The organism is Flavobacterium pectinovorum, from assembly GCF_006438875.1.
Classification (GTDB): domain Bacteria; phylum Bacteroidota; class Bacteroidia; order Flavobacteriales; family Flavobacteriaceae; genus Flavobacterium; species Flavobacterium pectinovorum_A.
Genome location: NZ_RCZH01000011.1, coordinates 177073 through 193324 on the forward strand (window position 1 = coordinate 177073; position 16252 = coordinate 193324).

At 32.7% G+C, this 16252-nt stretch carries 16 protein-coding genes and 1 tRNA gene; 5 read left to right on the plus strand and 12 right to left on the minus strand.

What is annotated here, in order from left to right; genetic code table 11:
- Positions 1-8: 8 nt before the first annotated feature.
- Positions 9-83, plus strand: a tRNA-Glu gene (locus tag EAH81_RS17085).
- A 319-nt stretch (positions 84-402) separates the two neighbouring features.
- Here the strand turns inward: EAH81_RS17085 and EAH81_RS17090 are convergent.
- Entirely contained in the window at positions 403-747 is a 345-nt protein-coding gene (locus tag EAH81_RS17090; protein WP_140509332.1) for a hypothetical protein, read from the minus strand.
- Between the two features lie 268 nt (positions 748-1015).
- Positions 1016-1192, minus strand: a complete 177-nt coding sequence (locus EAH81_RS27470) for a hypothetical protein (protein WP_161595823.1) — start codon at positions 1190-1192, stop codon at positions 1016-1018.
- 629 nt (positions 1193-1821) lie between these two features.
- On the opposite strand from EAH81_RS27470, the gene EAH81_RS17095 reads away from it, so the two are divergent.
- A complete protein-coding gene (locus EAH81_RS17095; RefSeq protein WP_140509334.1) occupies positions 1822-2916 on the plus strand; it encodes an exopolyphosphatase in 1095 nt (364 codons plus the stop codon).
- Between the two features lie 142 nt (positions 2917-3058).
- Positions 3059-3742 carry a hypothetical protein gene (locus tag EAH81_RS17100; protein WP_140509337.1) on the plus strand — a complete coding sequence of 228 codons (684 nt, stop codon included), beginning with the start codon at positions 3059-3061 and terminating at the stop codon, positions 3740-3742.
- Positions 3743-4177: 435 nt separating this feature from the next.
- Here EAH81_RS17100 and EAH81_RS17105 read toward each other — a convergent pair whose 3' ends face one another.
- From EAH81_RS17105 to EAH81_RS17130, 6 genes are all read right to left on the minus strand, one after another.
- Positions 4178-4747: a DUF922 domain-containing protein gene (locus EAH81_RS17105; RefSeq protein ID WP_140509339.1), complete on the minus strand. Its 570-nt coding sequence runs from the start codon at positions 4745-4747 to the stop codon at positions 4178-4180.
- Positions 4748-5207: 460 nt separating this feature from the next.
- The gene (locus EAH81_RS17110; protein WP_140509341.1) at positions 5208-5555 is read right to left on the minus strand and encodes a hypothetical protein; all 348 of its coding nucleotides are present in this window, start codon (positions 5553-5555) and stop codon (positions 5208-5210) included.
- A 150-nt stretch (positions 5556-5705) separates the two neighbouring features.
- The gene (locus tag EAH81_RS17115) at positions 5706-6053 is read right to left on the minus strand and encodes a hypothetical protein (protein ID WP_140509343.1); all 348 of its coding nucleotides are present in this window, start codon (positions 6051-6053) and stop codon (positions 5706-5708) included.
- A gap of 192 nt (positions 6054-6245) precedes the next feature.
- Positions 6246-6593 (minus strand): hypothetical protein, encoded by a 348-nt coding sequence (locus tag EAH81_RS17120; protein ID WP_140509345.1) that lies wholly within the window; start codon positions 6591-6593, stop codon positions 6246-6248.
- 76 nt (positions 6594-6669) lie between these two features.
- Entirely contained in the window at positions 6670-6990 is a 321-nt protein-coding gene (locus tag EAH81_RS17125; protein WP_140509348.1) for a hypothetical protein, read from the minus strand.
- A 144-nt stretch (positions 6991-7134) separates the two neighbouring features.
- Positions 7135-7656 carry a hypothetical protein gene (locus tag EAH81_RS17130; protein WP_140509351.1) on the minus strand — a complete coding sequence of 174 codons (522 nt, stop codon included), beginning with the start codon at positions 7654-7656 and terminating at the stop codon, positions 7135-7137.
- A gap of 391 nt (positions 7657-8047) precedes the next feature.
- On the opposite strand from EAH81_RS17130, the gene EAH81_RS17135 reads away from it, so the two are divergent.
- Positions 8048-8881 carry a helix-turn-helix domain-containing protein gene (locus EAH81_RS17135; protein WP_140509353.1) on the plus strand — a complete coding sequence of 278 codons (834 nt, stop codon included), beginning with the start codon at positions 8048-8050 and terminating at the stop codon, positions 8879-8881.
- Positions 8882-8929: 48 nt separating this feature from the next.
- On the plus strand, positions 8930-10060 hold the full coding sequence (locus EAH81_RS17140) for an FAD-dependent oxidoreductase (protein WP_140509355.1): 1131 nt from the start codon (positions 8930-8932) through the stop codon (positions 10058-10060).
- Positions 10061-10158: 98 nt separating this feature from the next.
- Here EAH81_RS17140 and EAH81_RS17145 read toward each other — a convergent pair whose 3' ends face one another.
- The 4 genes from EAH81_RS17145 to EAH81_RS17160 form a co-directional block, all read right to left on the minus strand.
- Positions 10159-11166 (minus strand): isoaspartyl peptidase/L-asparaginase family protein, encoded by a 1008-nt coding sequence (locus EAH81_RS17145; RefSeq protein WP_140509357.1) that lies wholly within the window; start codon positions 11164-11166, stop codon positions 10159-10161.
- 261 nt (positions 11167-11427) lie between these two features.
- Positions 11428-12330, minus strand: a complete 903-nt coding sequence (locus tag EAH81_RS17150; protein ID WP_140509359.1) for an ROK family protein — start codon at positions 12328-12330, stop codon at positions 11428-11430.
- 142 nt (positions 12331-12472) lie between these two features.
- The gene (locus EAH81_RS17155; RefSeq protein ID WP_140509361.1) at positions 12473-13933 is read right to left on the minus strand and encodes a glycoside hydrolase family 125 protein; all 1461 of its coding nucleotides are present in this window, start codon (positions 13931-13933) and stop codon (positions 12473-12475) included.
- A 5-nt stretch (positions 13934-13938) separates the two neighbouring features.
- Entirely contained in the window at positions 13939-16224 is a 2286-nt protein-coding gene (locus EAH81_RS17160; protein ID WP_140509363.1) for a GH92 family glycosyl hydrolase, read from the minus strand.
- Positions 16225-16252: the final 28 nt, after the last annotated feature.

The following is a 16252-nucleotide window of genomic DNA, read 5'->3' on the forward strand; positions in this document are numbered from 1 at the left end:
CAAAAGTAGGCCCGTTCGTCTATCGGTTAGGACGCATGGTTTTCATCCATGTAAGAGCGGTTCGATTCCGCTACGGGCTACCAGCAGAAAGCTTCAGAGAAATCTGGAGCTTTTTTGTTTTTATGATATTTCACTTTTAAGTATAATTTACCGCAAAGCGCGCTAAGTCTTAATTTTGCTTTACGCATAGAAAACACAAAGTTCACAAAGCTACGTCAATATATCCCGATCCCGAAGCCTCAGGACGGGATTGCGAACTTGTGTTTTTTTGAACATACTACTAGATAAAATCTTAGTGTGCTTTGCGTTAAAATTATTTACAATACAAAATGTTTATGTTTCTCCACAGGTTTTTGTGTTGACCTTATAATCGTATAAAAATTAGACTGATTTCAGGATTCTTTATTGTTCCTCAACCCTATTCGAATCTGCAATAAGTAACTCATTAATCTCACTCAGCAACTCAAATTCATCCACAGGAAATAACTGAAGAACAACTTCTAAAATAAGAGCGACATTAATAGATGGATTTTTGACTGTCTTTGAAATTTCTTGCGCCTCGGTATCCAATGCCAAAACACATAATTTAAGCATATTGGTAATAACACAACCAAGTTCTCCGTAATCTAAAAATTTAATTTCGGCAGTATAATACTCTGTTTTATCGTTTGGTGTTTTTAAAGTATTTAAATAGTTAGTCATCAACTTTTTGAGATACTCTGCGTTTGTAATTTCTTTTGGTTCCATTGATCTATCTTAAATTTTTTATTTTATTTTACGATAATTCAAAGGTTGTCCTATTTTTATCCAAAATGGTTATCTTATATGATAACCTGAAAAATTAACTAAAACCGATTGATAATAGTTGAAAGAATTTGATTTTCTCCTTTATAAAAAATCAGGAAGATTCTAATCTTATTACGATTCACAAAAGCAAAAAAAATGCGCAAAGTCAAAGACATTTGCGCAATATTTATTCTAACTCTCCAAAGGTGGAGAATTTTAAGACTCTTAATTAAAAACAGCCTTGACTGGCTAATCTGCAAAGTCCTTCGAAATTTCCTGTACGACAACAGATAGCGCCTGGTCTTGGACAAACACCGTCAACACAAGCCAAACCGCCTGTGATACTTCTTTTTTCATTTTTGGTTAATTCTGTAACTCCTTTTAGGTTTAAAATGTTTTTTATCATAACATAAAGTTTTAAAAAATTAGGTAATACCTCAATCAATTAAAGACACTTGGGGCTTTTGTCTATCCTTGCGCAAGAATTTTTTATATATTTTTACTATTAGATTAAATTCCTTTTTATGCTCTTGATTTTTGCAATAAATCGCTTAAATATTATTTTATTTTATCTTAACCTATTCAAAGATATACAATTATTTCTTACAAATAAAAATTTTAAAAGCATCTTTTACACTCATAATGAGAACAATACACCACTATACTTTAAATTATTTTATGAGTTCTTATTATCGAACATGATTATAAAAAACCCAGAAAAACTTCGACAATTTTATATAAAAATGTCCCGGAAATAAATGCTTTATCGCTTATTTTTTGTCGAAAAATTTCTGCTTAATTATTCTTTTTCAACACGTTAGAAATTGTCATTACCTTAAAAAAATTACCTTAATAATTTAATCCCATGTTTTCTTAATAACTGCGTTTATGTTAGTGAATGTTTTTATAAATTTGCAATCTCATACCGAAACCTATTATTTTCAATTTAAAATTATGACTTTCACATAAATACCACAACTAACTATTTTAAAGTCTTTATTCAAATAAATAATACCCTAACTACAATTAAATCCAATGCTTAAAAAAAACAAATCCCAAGTTTTATTTTTTATTCTTTTAAATTTATTTTTTACCCTTAATTCATTTTCACAAAAGAATGTTTATGCCGGAATCGAAATCGGACGCAGAGCAATAAAAGTTTCTGTTTTGGAAGTAAATAATATCAAAAAAGCCGACTATGATATTCTTTATTTCGCAAATGAAAGAATTAGTCTTGCTGATCATATTGGTACTTTAGGCGAACTTCCTCAAGAAGATATCAATAAAGTTACCGTTATAATTGTTGATCAATTGAAGAAAATCAAAGAGGAATTTAAACTACGCGAAGAAAATATCTTTATAGTGGCTGCTCCTGTTTTCTCTTCTGCTCGTAACATTGATGTTTTAAAAAATAAGATTGCTTCGCTAACCAATAAAAGTTTTGATATTATAAATGTTAATGAAGAAGCTAAAATGTTAGTTAAAGGTGCTATTCCGCCTGTTGATTATTCTAATGCTTCACTACTTGATATTGGTGCTCAAACTACCAAAGGCGGATACATTGACGAGCTTGAAGATAACAAATTGGAGTTTGTGCCTTTGGAGCTTGATTTTGGTACAATGACACTTACAGATGCCGTAAAGAAAACGGTTGTAAATCCAAATCAAGCAAATGATATGTCGACGTTTCAGGAAAAATCTTTTGATTATAACCCTGTTCTACGCAAGAAGATTAAAGAAATGCTGGATGCAAATCCTCTTTTGCTAAAAAAGGAAAAAATCTATTTATCAGGTGGAGCTGTTTGGGCTTTTGCAACGCTTTATTATGATGAAGATATTAAAAATCACTACATTACACTAACTCTGGAAGACGTTATCAATTATGATGCAATCCTGAAAAATAATTTTGTAAAGTTTACTAACCTTGCTAAAACCAATAAAGAAATTGCGAGAGTTTTGAGTACATATGACCAGAAATATCTTATTTCGGCAAATAACATTCTTCAGAACTTCTTGGAAAGTATTCCAAATTTAGAAACTAAGAAAGTATACTTTGTTAAAGATGGTCAGGTAACATGGCTTATGTCATACATTGCAGATCGTTCTAAAAAAGTAAATACTAATTTTTAAAGTATCTTCTTTACAACATTACTAAACAAAGCTTCAGAGAAATCTGGAGCTTTTTTGTTCTAAATGATACCTATTCTTTTTCTATATTTGAAAAAGAACAAACAGCATTTTTTCCACAGACTGACGTTAACGGCCATTAAATATGACAAATCAAGATCTCAAATCACTTACACTTTATGATTTTTCAGTTGATTGGAATCAGAGTGATTTTGATACTAAAAATATCCATAAACCCATTGCAGATTTATCTCTTGAAGATATTAATTGGTGTTTAAGAAAAAGACGCTTTCCAGATCAAATTATCGATATTACAATACAAAAAATAGAAACTGATTGGGAGAAAATAGATGTTTTTTATCCCACAACTTTATGTCACTGGTATGAGGATGCAATGAAAGAAATTGTAACCATACCTTTTGATTTTTGGCGATCAAGAATTGCAACTTTTCATAAAATCCAAAAATTTATTGTTTCCTCAACAAAACGTAAAATTGAAGTTGAACAAACCATAATTGATCTTTTTATTAATCATAAACCAACTGCAATTAGTTGGACAAAAAAAGATTCTGATGATTTTGGCTTAGATCTTACCTATGCACAAGAAAGGGATTTAGGCGGAAACTTAATTCAAGCCTATAACCAAATAAAGAGAGTAAAATATGCCTTAATGCATGGACAATCGGTATTTATTGAGCAGGAATACAAATCAATTTCAACTGACGAAGAATTATACATCTTTTTGCGCGATGAATACTCCGGATCTGAAGAATTTATCGAGGATAATATTATTGACGGATTAAAGAAAGAAAAACGAATTGTTTTTTAAAGATTTTTTAAGCTGCACCCTTATCCGAAGTTTCCTTTTAAAAATACTGAGCAAATATCTCTGACTTTTACTTTAAACTTAATAATCAATTATAATGATGTCTTGATTTAAGACATTTGCATTGCTTTTCATAAGAAACACTCTTCGGATAACAGATCAAAAAACATTCTCTTCCTAATAAAAAACAATCAGAAAATATTCTAAAACAAGAAACCTCGCCAATTGGCGAGGTTTCTTGTTTTTATTCTTTGTCGATTATCGTTGTCGGTGCAAAGTCAGAGACATTTGCACAGCAGCTACACTTTGCGCAGCGGGGGACATTTACGCAGCAGTTACACTTTGCGGATCTGGAGCAAAGTCAGAGACATTTGCACAGCAGCTACACTTTGCGCAGCGCGGGAACTCTTCGGAGAGCGGGGGGCGAATTCTAAAATATTAATCATTTGACAAGTATTCGTATTTTTTTAATTTTAAAATCTCGTTACTAATTTTTTTTATCCATTTATTTTGATTGATATTATTTCCAAATACTTCACTATCATATAATTTATTTAAATCTTGGCTTTTCAAAATATTGGAATTATAAATTAAAGTATAATTTTCTTTATCATAATTTTTCTTAATTCTTAAACTGTCAAAAGATTTCCTAATTTTCCTAGCATATAGTTCTGTGATATCAAAATGCAATTGTTCATGCGCTAAAAGCTGAATACTATTTGTTATACTCCAAGATTTGCTTTTTATAAAAATAGATACTAATTTATAATTAGTAATCATGTTTTTTGTAGTGCTATATTCAAATTTTATAGTCGAAGTAGTTCCTGCAACAATTAGTGAATCACTTCCATCAGGCATTCCTTTAAAATCCTCCCAAGTTAGTTTTCTATTTTTATCCCACAAAATTTCATCCTTTTCTTCATTAAACTTCTTACCTACAGAAAAGTTTGTCATTGAACAACAGGCAATAATCAACGGTACTATTAATATCACTCTTTCTATTTTCATTTTAAAATATGTTAACGACTTTCAGCACTTGCACTTTTAGTATCCCCCCGCTCTCCGAAGTCTTATCTTATATAGGCTGCGCAAATATCTCTGACTTTGCGCTATTCTAAATAAATCATATCCTTCTTTAATCTTATTCTTTTAAATTCAAAAATAGATGATTTATTTTATTTATTAACTCGTTTAGAGCAAAAAGTCAGGAGACTTTTAGAAGATTTACGATTTATAAGTACAAAAAAAATGCACAAAGTCAGAGACATTTACACAGCTTTTAATAAGGAACGCTTTTTGGCAGAGTAAAATAATACTCTCTACTTAGTAAAAAACAATCAGAAAATATTCTAAAACAAGAAACCTCGCCAATTGGCGAGGTTTCTTGTTTTTATTCTTTGTCGATTATCTTTGTGGGTGCAAAAGTCAGAGACATTTGCACAGCAGCTACACCTTGCGTAGCGCGGACTTATTTTAAAGATTGGTATATGTACCCCATTAAAATAATCGATGAGTAAAATAATATTGTAAATAAAAATATAAAAATTAAAAAATTATATTTAGATTTTAAATTAATTTTAGAAAAAAAATAAAATACTATTGCAGCAAAGTACGGCAAAACAAATAAATTTATTAATTCAAGATAAACAGTTTCAACTGTCTTTTGTTGATATGTAACTAAGTCTATTAGATTTTTGTGAAAATTATCCTTGGTAATTTTCATACTCTCCCAAATAACATATATGTGAATATATTTAACTACACCTGATGTTATTATTGAAAAAAATAATAGTTTTAAAATTTCTTTATTTTTCATTCTGATATATTTTTATTGTTTTCTACTACCCGCTCTTCAAAATCTCGCCAATTGGCGAGGTTTCTAGTTACTATTCCTTTGTCGATTATCGTTGTCGGTGCAAAGTCAGAGACATTTGCACAGCAGCTACACTTTGCGCAACTGGGGGATTTATTTTAAAAGACTATAACAGTAACCAATTAAAATATACGTTATAAAAAATAATATCGTAAATAAAAATATAAACAATAAAAAATTATTTTTTGGCCTTAAATCAATTTTAGAAAAAAAATAAAATACTATTGCAGCTATATACGGCAAAACAAATAAATTTGCTGCTTCAAGATAAAGCGTTTCAATTGCTTTTTGTTGATATGTAACTAGATTTACTAAATTTTTGTGAAAATTATCTTTGGTAATTTCCATACTCTCCCAAATAACAAATAAGTGAATATATTTAACTACACCTGCTGTTACTATTGAAAAAAATAATAGTTTTAAAAATTCTTTATTTTTCATTCTGATATATTTTTATTGTTTTCTACTGCCCGCTCTCCAAAATTTCGCCGATTGGCGAGGTTTCTTGTTACTATTCTTTGTCGATTTCCTTTGTGCCGCACAAAAGGATTCGTGCAGGAGCGGGGGCAAAGTTAGAGACATTTGCGTAGTTTTTCATAAGGGACACTCTTTGCAGAGTTTGGGAGAACTCTACTATTTATAAACCTTACCTTCACATTCAAAATTAAAACTCAAAACAGTATCTTTTTTGTGAATACTAAAAATGAGTTCGCCTTTCTTCTTAATGATAGTATCTCCGAGCTCTATATGCTCTTTATAAATTGACCACCACAAATCACTTATTGGTGATTTACAATTGCATTTTTCTTTAGTAACTAGATTAACACCCTCATAACCAAACCTTCCATCGTGAATTCCTGGCATTTTCTTAACAATTAATAAACATTCATCTTCTTTCATATCTTTGGCATTTACACTACAGTCACCTAAGAATACACATGAACATAAACATAAACACAATAATAAAATAATATATTTCATAAGTTTAATTTTTTAAAACCGCTATTCTTTGTCGATTCCTTTCATCACACGAAAGAATTCGTACGTGAGCGGGGCGTTAGTTAGGTAAGAGAGTAAAGTTTTTCTCGTATTTACCTTTCGGATTTTTTCTGTAAAAATATAACTTATCATCATTTTCTTTTTTTATAATAGAGTCTCCAATTTTTATATCGTCATAATACATAAATGTATAATTGCTCAAATTTATTAAATTTCCATCATTATAAAGAAACAATCGATTTGTGGGTGTTCTTTCAATATTTGTTATAATTAAGTCTATCGAGATATTTTTTTCCTGCACAGAAAAATATTTATTTATACAAACACCCATAATCCAAATGGCAAAAACAATTGTTAAGGGTAAAAACTTTAATTTCATGAATTTATTTATTTTATATTAACGACTGCCTAACGGGATTCTATATGTCGTGCCTCCTTTGTGCCACACGCAAGGATTCGTGTGGGAGCGGGGATTTTCTGTAAATGTTAGATGCAATAATTAATCACCAACACATCTGATACATTACCTAGTTTCACTAAACTTATAGTTTCTCTCCAAGGATTCTATAAATAATATTTTTAATTCTTCGTCATCAAACATATCCCCAATTATCTTGTATTTTAATTGAACACTTTCATCTTTATATGGATTAAAAAGAACTTCAAAAAGTGAACTGATTTCTTTTGAACAACCGATTACACTCAATTCATTTTCAAGAGAAACATATATTTCCCATAATTCTGAACTATCATTGATAAAAAAATTCAACATATAATACATTAATCCAGCCTCATTTACATTTGCACTCATTTCATAAAAATTACTAAGATTACTAGAATCTGTAAGCTCAATTCTATTTGGAACTAATGAATTGTATTCCAATGGCACTTCTAATTTTATTAATAATTTTTCAGAGTTTAATCTTTTACAAAAAATATTTAAATTTTTAGTGAATTTTTCGTTAAAAATAATATCATATTCTGTAAGTAAATAAAAATTATCATAATTTTTATTAAAAATATAATCTGGCAATTCTTTAATCATTTTGCTTAAATATTAGGGAAACGAAATGAAATCTGTGTTCCTGATTTTTCAATTAATTTAACAGATGCTTTCCCTGTTGATTTTGATGCACGTTTCGAAAATCTATGTGACTTTGTGTCATTTCGAACAAATATAATTTAAAAACGGAAAAATCCTAGAGCTCCAACTTTAATAAAAACAATATCAAAAATGGAGAATTAATGAAATTTATAATTTCTCAATCATTTTAGGATTAAAAGATGCTTAAAGTCAGAAATATTTGCGCAGCTTTTCATAAAAATGTTTATCGTAACTTTGTTTAATGCTTATAGAAAGCCACTGCAATCTCAATTTCTCAATCATAAGACCTTCAATCTAAGTTTCAGTAAATCATAATCAATAAATTCAGAATATGCGATCTCTAAATACTTTACACCAAGAATTTGAAGTTCCCGCAGAGTTGCAGCATATGATTAAATGCTTTTGGTACGACAAAAGTGACTTTGGAGAAACAGAATCAAGTTTTGAAATAATGCCTGATGGATACGCCGAGATTGTTTTTCATTTTGGAAATTCCTGCAGTATTTCTATTCATGGTGACTTTCAGCCGTTGCCTTCGCCTTTTATAATGGGATTACTCAATCAGCCCGCTGTTTTAAAAACAAATGGTTATTTAGAAATCATCGGAATCAGATGTTTTCCGTGGACCGTTTTTGATTTACTCGGATTGCCTTCTGAAAAAAATGCTGCATCTATAGTAAAACATCCAATTGCTCAGCTTCAATCTACTTTAAACGAGTGTGTTCGTGGTAATAAAATTGATAACGCAATTACCCTTATACAACATTATTTTTTGAATTCACAATTGCAAATTCCTCTTGACAATACATTATTTAAGGCAGGATTTGCAATGAGAGATGCAAATGGCAATATGCCCGTAAATAAAGTTGCGGCTGCAGCACACGCAACGGTTCGTACGCTGGAAAGGAAATTTAAGCAGTCTTCCGCCCATACTGTCAAAGATGTTTCGGCGCTAATGCGATTTGAGCAAGTCCGAAATCAGTTATGGATTGATCCAAATTCTAATATTTCTGCCTTGGCCCAGGATCTTGGCTATACAGATCAATCTCATTTAAGCAGGGAATTCAAACGCTACAGTGGGACTACACCGGCAGCATTTGCACGAAAAACAAAGAAAGAGCAACAAGCCATAAACAGCGATTTTGTCGCATTTGTACAATCCTAATTTAATAGTATTCCTGAATTTTGTCTTTCAATACTACAATACAAAATCATGTTACTAAAAGACAAAAAAGTAGCCATAATTGGTGCTGGTCCGGTTGGACTTACAATGGCAAAATTATTACAACAAAACGGAATTGATGTCGCCGTTTATGAAAGAGACAAAAATGCACAAACCCGAATTTCAGGCGGAACTCTTGACCTTCATAAAGGCTCAGGACAAGATGCCATGAAAAAAGCAGGATTGCTTGAAAACTATTTTGCAAAGGCAATAGCGATGGGTAGAATCGTAGCCAATGAACAAGGAGAAATATTATTTTCTAAAGAGCTTTCGCCCGAAGAACAATACGATAACCCTGAAATAAACAGAAACGATTTAAGACAATTATTACTTGATAGTTTAACACCTAAAACTGTTTTTTGGAACAGTAAATTCACAGAACTAGAAGAACACAACGGAAAATGGATTTTACATTTTGAAAACAATGTAACCGCAACCGCAGATTTTATTATTGGTGCAAACGGCGGAATGTCTAAAGCCAGAAAATTTGTTACCGATGCTGAAATCGAACACACAGGAACTCTAATTATACAAGGAGAAGTACCTCAACCCGAAATATCATGCCCGGAATTCTTCCAACTTTGCGACGAGAAAATACTTATGTCCGCAAACAACGGAGATTTGTTAGTTGCAAATTCCAAAAACGGAGATCTATTGACTTATAATGTAATTTTCAAAACTCCTCAAGAATGGTCGCAAGACAACAGATTAAACGTTCAAGATAAGGAAAGCATTATTACTTTTCTTGAAAACAAATTTTCTAATTGGCATGAATGTTACAAAGAATTATTTCGCTCCACCTCTTCTTTTATTCCCGGACCAACAAGAAAAATAACACTAGATATCCCTTGGAAAACTAATCGTCCTTTACCTATAACTCTTATTGGAGACGCTGCACACATAATGCCTCCCTTTGCAGGTCAGGGTGCAAATACGGGACTGAAAGATGCCTTGATTTTATCCGAAAACTTAACAAACGGAAAATTTGAAACCCTTGAATCTGCGATCAATGATTATGAACAGCAAATGTTTATTTATGCAAAAGAAGCGCAACTTGAAACCAGCAATAATGAAATAAAAATGCATGATCCCAACTTTTCTTTTCAAAGGTTTTATCAATAAGAAATTCTGTCAATTTTTGGAAGAAAAAATGCGCAAAGCCTTAAGCTATTGCGCATTTAAAAAACAATTAACCCTCGACAGAGTTAACTAAAAAAATCTTACTTCAGGAAATAATCGGCGTCGATTAATTTATTTCCTGTATCGTCATAAACAGCGTAGTTAAAACCTCCCTGAATGCAATAAGAACCATATTCTCCTGCTTTGTTCAAGGCTATAAATCCTACCTGAATATCTTTTAAATCTTTATTTCTGTTCTTCGTTAATTTTACAATTCTTGCAACGGCTTCTTCACAGGCTTGTTGAGGCGATTTTCCTTGTCGCATTAATTCTACAACCAGATGACAGCCCGAAATTCGGATCACTTCTTCGCCATGACCAGTTGCTGTTGCAGCACCAATTTCGTTATCGACATATAAACCCGCTCCAATAATTGGGGAATCTCCAACTCGTCCGTGCATTTTAAAAGCCATTCCGCTTGTCGTACATGCGCCCGAAAGATTTCCATTAGAATCTAAAGCAATCATTCCAATGGTATCGTGATTTTCGATATTTGCAATTGGTTTGTATTTACTGTCTTTCAGCCATTCTTTCCATTCTTTTTCAGACTCTTCTGTTAAAAGATTTTCTTTTTTAAAGCCTTGTGCTAATGCAAATTGCAAAGCGCCATCACCTACTAACATTACGTGAGGCGTTTTTTCCATTACCGCTCTTGCAACAGATATTGGGTGTTTTATATATTCTAAAGAAGCAACGGATCCTATATTAGCATTTTCATCCATAATACAAGCGTCTAACGTTACGCGACCATCTCTATCGGGACGTCCACCGTAACCTACGCTTCTTTCTTTTGGATCGCCTTCCGGAATTTTAACTCCGGCTTCAACAGCATCCAAAGCTGTTCCATTCTTTTTTAAAACTTCCCAAGCAGCTTCATTGGCAGGGATTCCAAATCGCCATGTAGAAAGTACAATTGGTTTCTTTCCTTTATTCGAATTAGAAACTACTATTTTTTCTTCTTCCTTATCTGTGGTAAAAGATTGCAACGCCACAGCAACTGAAGCGATTGCTGCCGTTTTTATAAAATTTCTGCGATTTGAATTTGTCATAATAAATTAAATTTTAAACCATATAAGTTATATAAGATCATTTAAGCTGCGGAAATCTAATTTTCTATTTCCACATTAAAATAAAATCAAGTAGAGTTTCAACAAATATTTTGAGCCAATTTTTCTTTTTATTTGTCATACTAAATATTTTTAAACAATATAAGTTATATAAGATCATTTAAGCAGGCTGTCTAAAGTAACTTAAAACTAAACTACAAAATTCTTTTACATGAACTTATATAACTTATATGGTTTAATAACTTAGACTGTATATAACAAACTTGTAGCACCTAATAAAGCTGCGATTTCATTATCTGTAGAAACAGAAACAGTTACATTACTTCCTGCTTCTTTTATTTTTTGGATAAAAACCGGTAAGAAAAATTCACTTGCATTTGCAATTTTTCCTCCAATAATAAAACTATCTGCAGAAAAATTCTCTAACCACGGAAGTACTATTGCCGCTAAATCTTCTCCCATTTTTCCGAATACTTTTATTGCCATTTCATCTCCGGCTTTAGCCAAATTAAAAATCTCTAATCCGTTGTTTAATTTTTTTCCGCTTAAAGCGAAATAACTCGATATAAGTCCGCGTGCTGAAACATAATCTTCGGCTATTCCGTGTTTGTATGGAAGGTCATATATTTCTCCCTCTTTTGGCACTGAATTCCCTGTACTAATCGATTTTCCTTTGTCTATAAAACAAGCGCCAAGTCCGGTACCAAGTGTAATTGCCATTACTTTTTTAGAAAGATTATTGGCATCTTTAAAAACTTCGCCTTTTCCAAAACAAACTGCATCGTTTTCGAAAAGCACTGGAAAATCACTCGAAAGATTCAGTTTATCCTGAAACAAATCACGAACGTTCAATCCATAAAAATGTTCGTATTTCGATTGCCCTTTTATCCAGCAAACGCCATTGGTATAATCAAACGGACCAGGCATACAAATTGCCAATCCTGTTGTGTTTTCAACCTTAGATTTTTTTATAGAAGTGCGAATTACTTTTTCCCAAATAGTCATCACCTCTTCCACTGGCAAATTAGAATCAAATGACTCTTTGTGCAATGAAAAATCCACCACTTTCATACCTATTATATCTATAATCGCTGCGGTGATATGTGTTCCTCCAATATCCAATCCAACGGCATATTCTTTATTCATTCTTATTTTTTTTGGAATTGAACCATTTAAGTAATTAATTGAATCTGGCTTTTAGGGCTCAATTCACACCTAACAGGTTTTTAAAACCTGTTAGGATACTTTATAAACTTAATCTCTTAATGGTAAATCTATTTTTAGTTTTTTATATGTTTTTGTCTTTTAAAATTTGAGGATAACGAATGCTGGTGTGAACGATCATTTCTCCAAATAATGTATTTGCCCATGCAAACCATTTTCTTGTAAATTTGGTTACATCATCTTTATGAAATGACTCGTGCATAAATCCCGTATCGGCATTTGTTTTGATCAGGTTACTGATACACGCTTTTATTTCTTTTTCGTCGACACTGGTAATCGCTCTCAAAACAATACTCATTGGCCAGATGGTATCTGCTCCGGTATGCGGACCTCCAACGCCTTCGCCTGCTTTTCCTTTATAGAAAAACGGATTGTTTTCTGAAAGCACTACTTTTCTTGTATTCAGATAAAGCTGATTATCCGGTTCAATTGCGCCCAAATATGGCAATGATAATAACGAAGGAACATTGGCATCATCCATCATGTGAAAACTTCCGTAACCGTTTACTTCAAAAGCAATGATTCTTCCGAATTTTGGATGGTCGATGATTCCGTTTTCTTCTAATCCTTTCTGAACTTGTCCTTGTAATTCTTTTGCTTTAGCGACTAAATCATTATCCAATAAAGCTGGTAAAGAGAAAATTTCCTGAAGATATCCTAGTACTTCAATCGCAAACATATTACTCGGAATCAAATATCCAAACAATGTACTGTCATCACTTGGTCTGAAAGTAGAAACGATCAATCCGCATGGTTTTACAGGATATCCGTAACCGCTTAAAGGCACGCCATCTGTAGCCCAAGCTGTAACTCTCTGGAAATTATAAGGGCCTTTATCAGTCCAGCGTTGTTGCTCTTTGAAAGTTTGTAATACCAAAAGCATTGCTTCTTTCCACTTGCTGTCGAACAAACTGATATCTCCGGTTTCTTTCCAATATCCGTGTGCCAGTCTTATTGGGTAACATAAACTATCGATTTCCCATTTGCGCTCGTGGATTCCCGGCTGCATTTTGGTCATATCGTTTTTCCATTCGCTTACCTGATTGAAATCTTTATAAAAAGCGTTCGCATACGGATCTAACAGAATACATTTTGTCTGACGGTTAATCACTCCTTTTACCAATTCTGCAAGTTTTTTATCTTCTTTTACAAACGGAATATACGGCCAAATTTGCGCTGTACTATCACGTAACCACATCGCATCGATATCTCCTGTAATGACATACGTATCGGGTTTCCCGTCGATGATTTCAAAATCAACAGTTGTATCTAATGTATTTGGGAAACAGTTTTCGAACAGCCATGCCAATTCCGGATTTGCAATTTGCTTTTTGATTCTTACAATTGCCGCTTCAACAGCTTTACTGGTAAATTTTCTTTCTGCTAATGGTGGTCTTTTGGTAATAAAATCTTTTAAGGCAAAATTGAAAGCATCGGTTTGCATTCCAAAAACATCGGTTTGAAGTGCCAATAATCCTGCTGAAAAAATCCCTGTATTTTTTATAAATTTTCTACGTGATTGCATAGTATTTATTTTGAAGTTGAATAAGAATATGGAAACGCTGTTTTGTCTGTTCCTCTTTGTGTATTAGGCTTGCTGATCATTTCAAAATTAAATTCGCCACCTTTTAATACATCAAAATGGTTGATATAATTTTTTGTATAAGTTGCATTATTCCATTTTAATTCCTGAACATATTTGTTGGTTTCAGAATTATTTGGTGCATTTATAACCAATTGTTTTCCGTTTTCTAATTGTAAGGTCAATTTCTTAAATAATGGTGCTCCAAGAACGTACTCGTCTGTTGCAGGGCAAACTGGGTAGAATCCCATTGCTGAGAAAACATACCATGCAGATGTTTGTCCGTTGTCTTCGTCTCCGCAATATCCATCCGGAGTTGGTTTGTACAATCGGTTCATAACTTCTCTTGACCAATATTGTGTTTTCCAGGGTTCTCCTGCATAATTGTACAAATAAATCATGTGCTGAATTGGCTGATTTCCGTGCGCATATTGTCCCATATTCATGATTTGCATTTCGCGGATTTCATGGATAACAGCTCCATAATAACTATCATCAAAAACTGGTGGAGTTGAGAAAACTGCGTCTAATTTTGCGGTGAATTTTTTCTCTCCGCCCATTAAATCAATTAAGCCTTGTATATCATGGAAAACGCTCCAGCTGTAATGCCACGCATTTCCTTCGGTAAAAGCATCTCCCCATTTAAACGGATTAAAATCTTTTGGAAAACTTCCGTCTTTGTTTCTACCGCTCATTAAACCAATTTCCGGATTATAAAGTTTTTTATAATTCATCATTCGTTTTTCGAATAAACTGATTTCTTTTTTCGGACGGTTTAAGGCTTTCGCCAATTTCCAAATTGCAAAATCATCATAAGCATATTCTAATGTTCTTGCTGCATTTTCGTTGATTTTTACATCATAAGGAACATATCCTAAAGTATTATAATACTCTACTCCTTTTCTTCCTACGGCTTCTAATGGACCTTCGTTATTGGCTCCGTGCAACAAAGCTTCATACAATTTATTGATATCATACCCACGTAATCCTTTGATATAAGCATCAGAAACTACAGACGCCGAGTTATTCCCAACCATCACATTTCTGAATCCCGGACTTGACCATTCCGGCAGGAAACCGCCTTCTTTATAATCGTTGATTAATCCTTCCTGCATCTCTTTATTGATCGAAGGATATACCAGATTTAGCAAAGGATATAAGGCACGGAATGTATCCCAAAATCCTGTTCCTGCAAACATATAACCCGGTAAAACTTGTCCATTATACGGACTGTAATGCACGATTTCTCCTTTTGCATTTACTTCATATTGCTTTTGCGGAAAACAAGCGGTGCGGTATAAACAAGAATAGAATGTTTTTAGTTGTTCTTCGGTTCCTCCTTCGGCAGTTAATTTGCCTAAAACTTTATTCCATTCTTTTTTAGATTCGGCTACGGTTTCATTAAAAGAAGCCTTTCCTAATTCGGTTGCTAAATTTAATTCTGCTTGTTCGGGACTAATAAATGAAGAAGAAACTTTTACGTTTACGATTTCTCCTTTTTTAGTTTTAAAACCAACTACTGCACCTACATGATTGTCTTTTAATTCTAGTTTGTCTTTTTCTAAAACTTTATCATGCCAGGTATAATTGGTTGCAAACGGCTTATCAAATTGTAATACAAAATAGTTTTTGAAATTCTCCGGAACTCCACCACTATTGCGGGTTGTGTATCCTATAATTTTATTTTCTGATGGAATAATTTTGATATAAGATCCTTTATCAAAAGCATCAATTACAATTGAAGATTGTTCGTTTTCCGGAAATGTAATCTGGAAATGTGCTGCTCTTTCGGTTGCTGTAATTTCGGTCGTTACATCATAATCGGCTAGGTAAACGCTGTAGTAATAAGGTTTCGAAACCTCAGCTTTATGGCTGAACCAACTTCCTCTTTCATCTTCAACGAAACTTAATTTCCCTGTTACCGGCATGATTGAAAACTGTCCGTAATCGTTCATCCACGGCGAAGGCTGATGTGTTTGTTTGAATCCTCTAATCTTTTCTGCGGTATAAATGTATGCCCATCCGTCTCCCATTTTACCGGTTTGCGGCGTCCAGAAATTCATTCCCCAAGGTCGGCAAATTGCTGGATAGGTATTTCCGTTTGAAAGACTGTGTAAAGATTGTGTTCCCATTAAAGGATTTACAAATTCTACAGGATCCAACGTTTTAACTTGTGCGTTTACAAAAACACAACAATGTAATATCCCTAAAAAAATTAAACTCTTTATTTTCATATTCTGTTTTATTATCCTAACAGGTTTT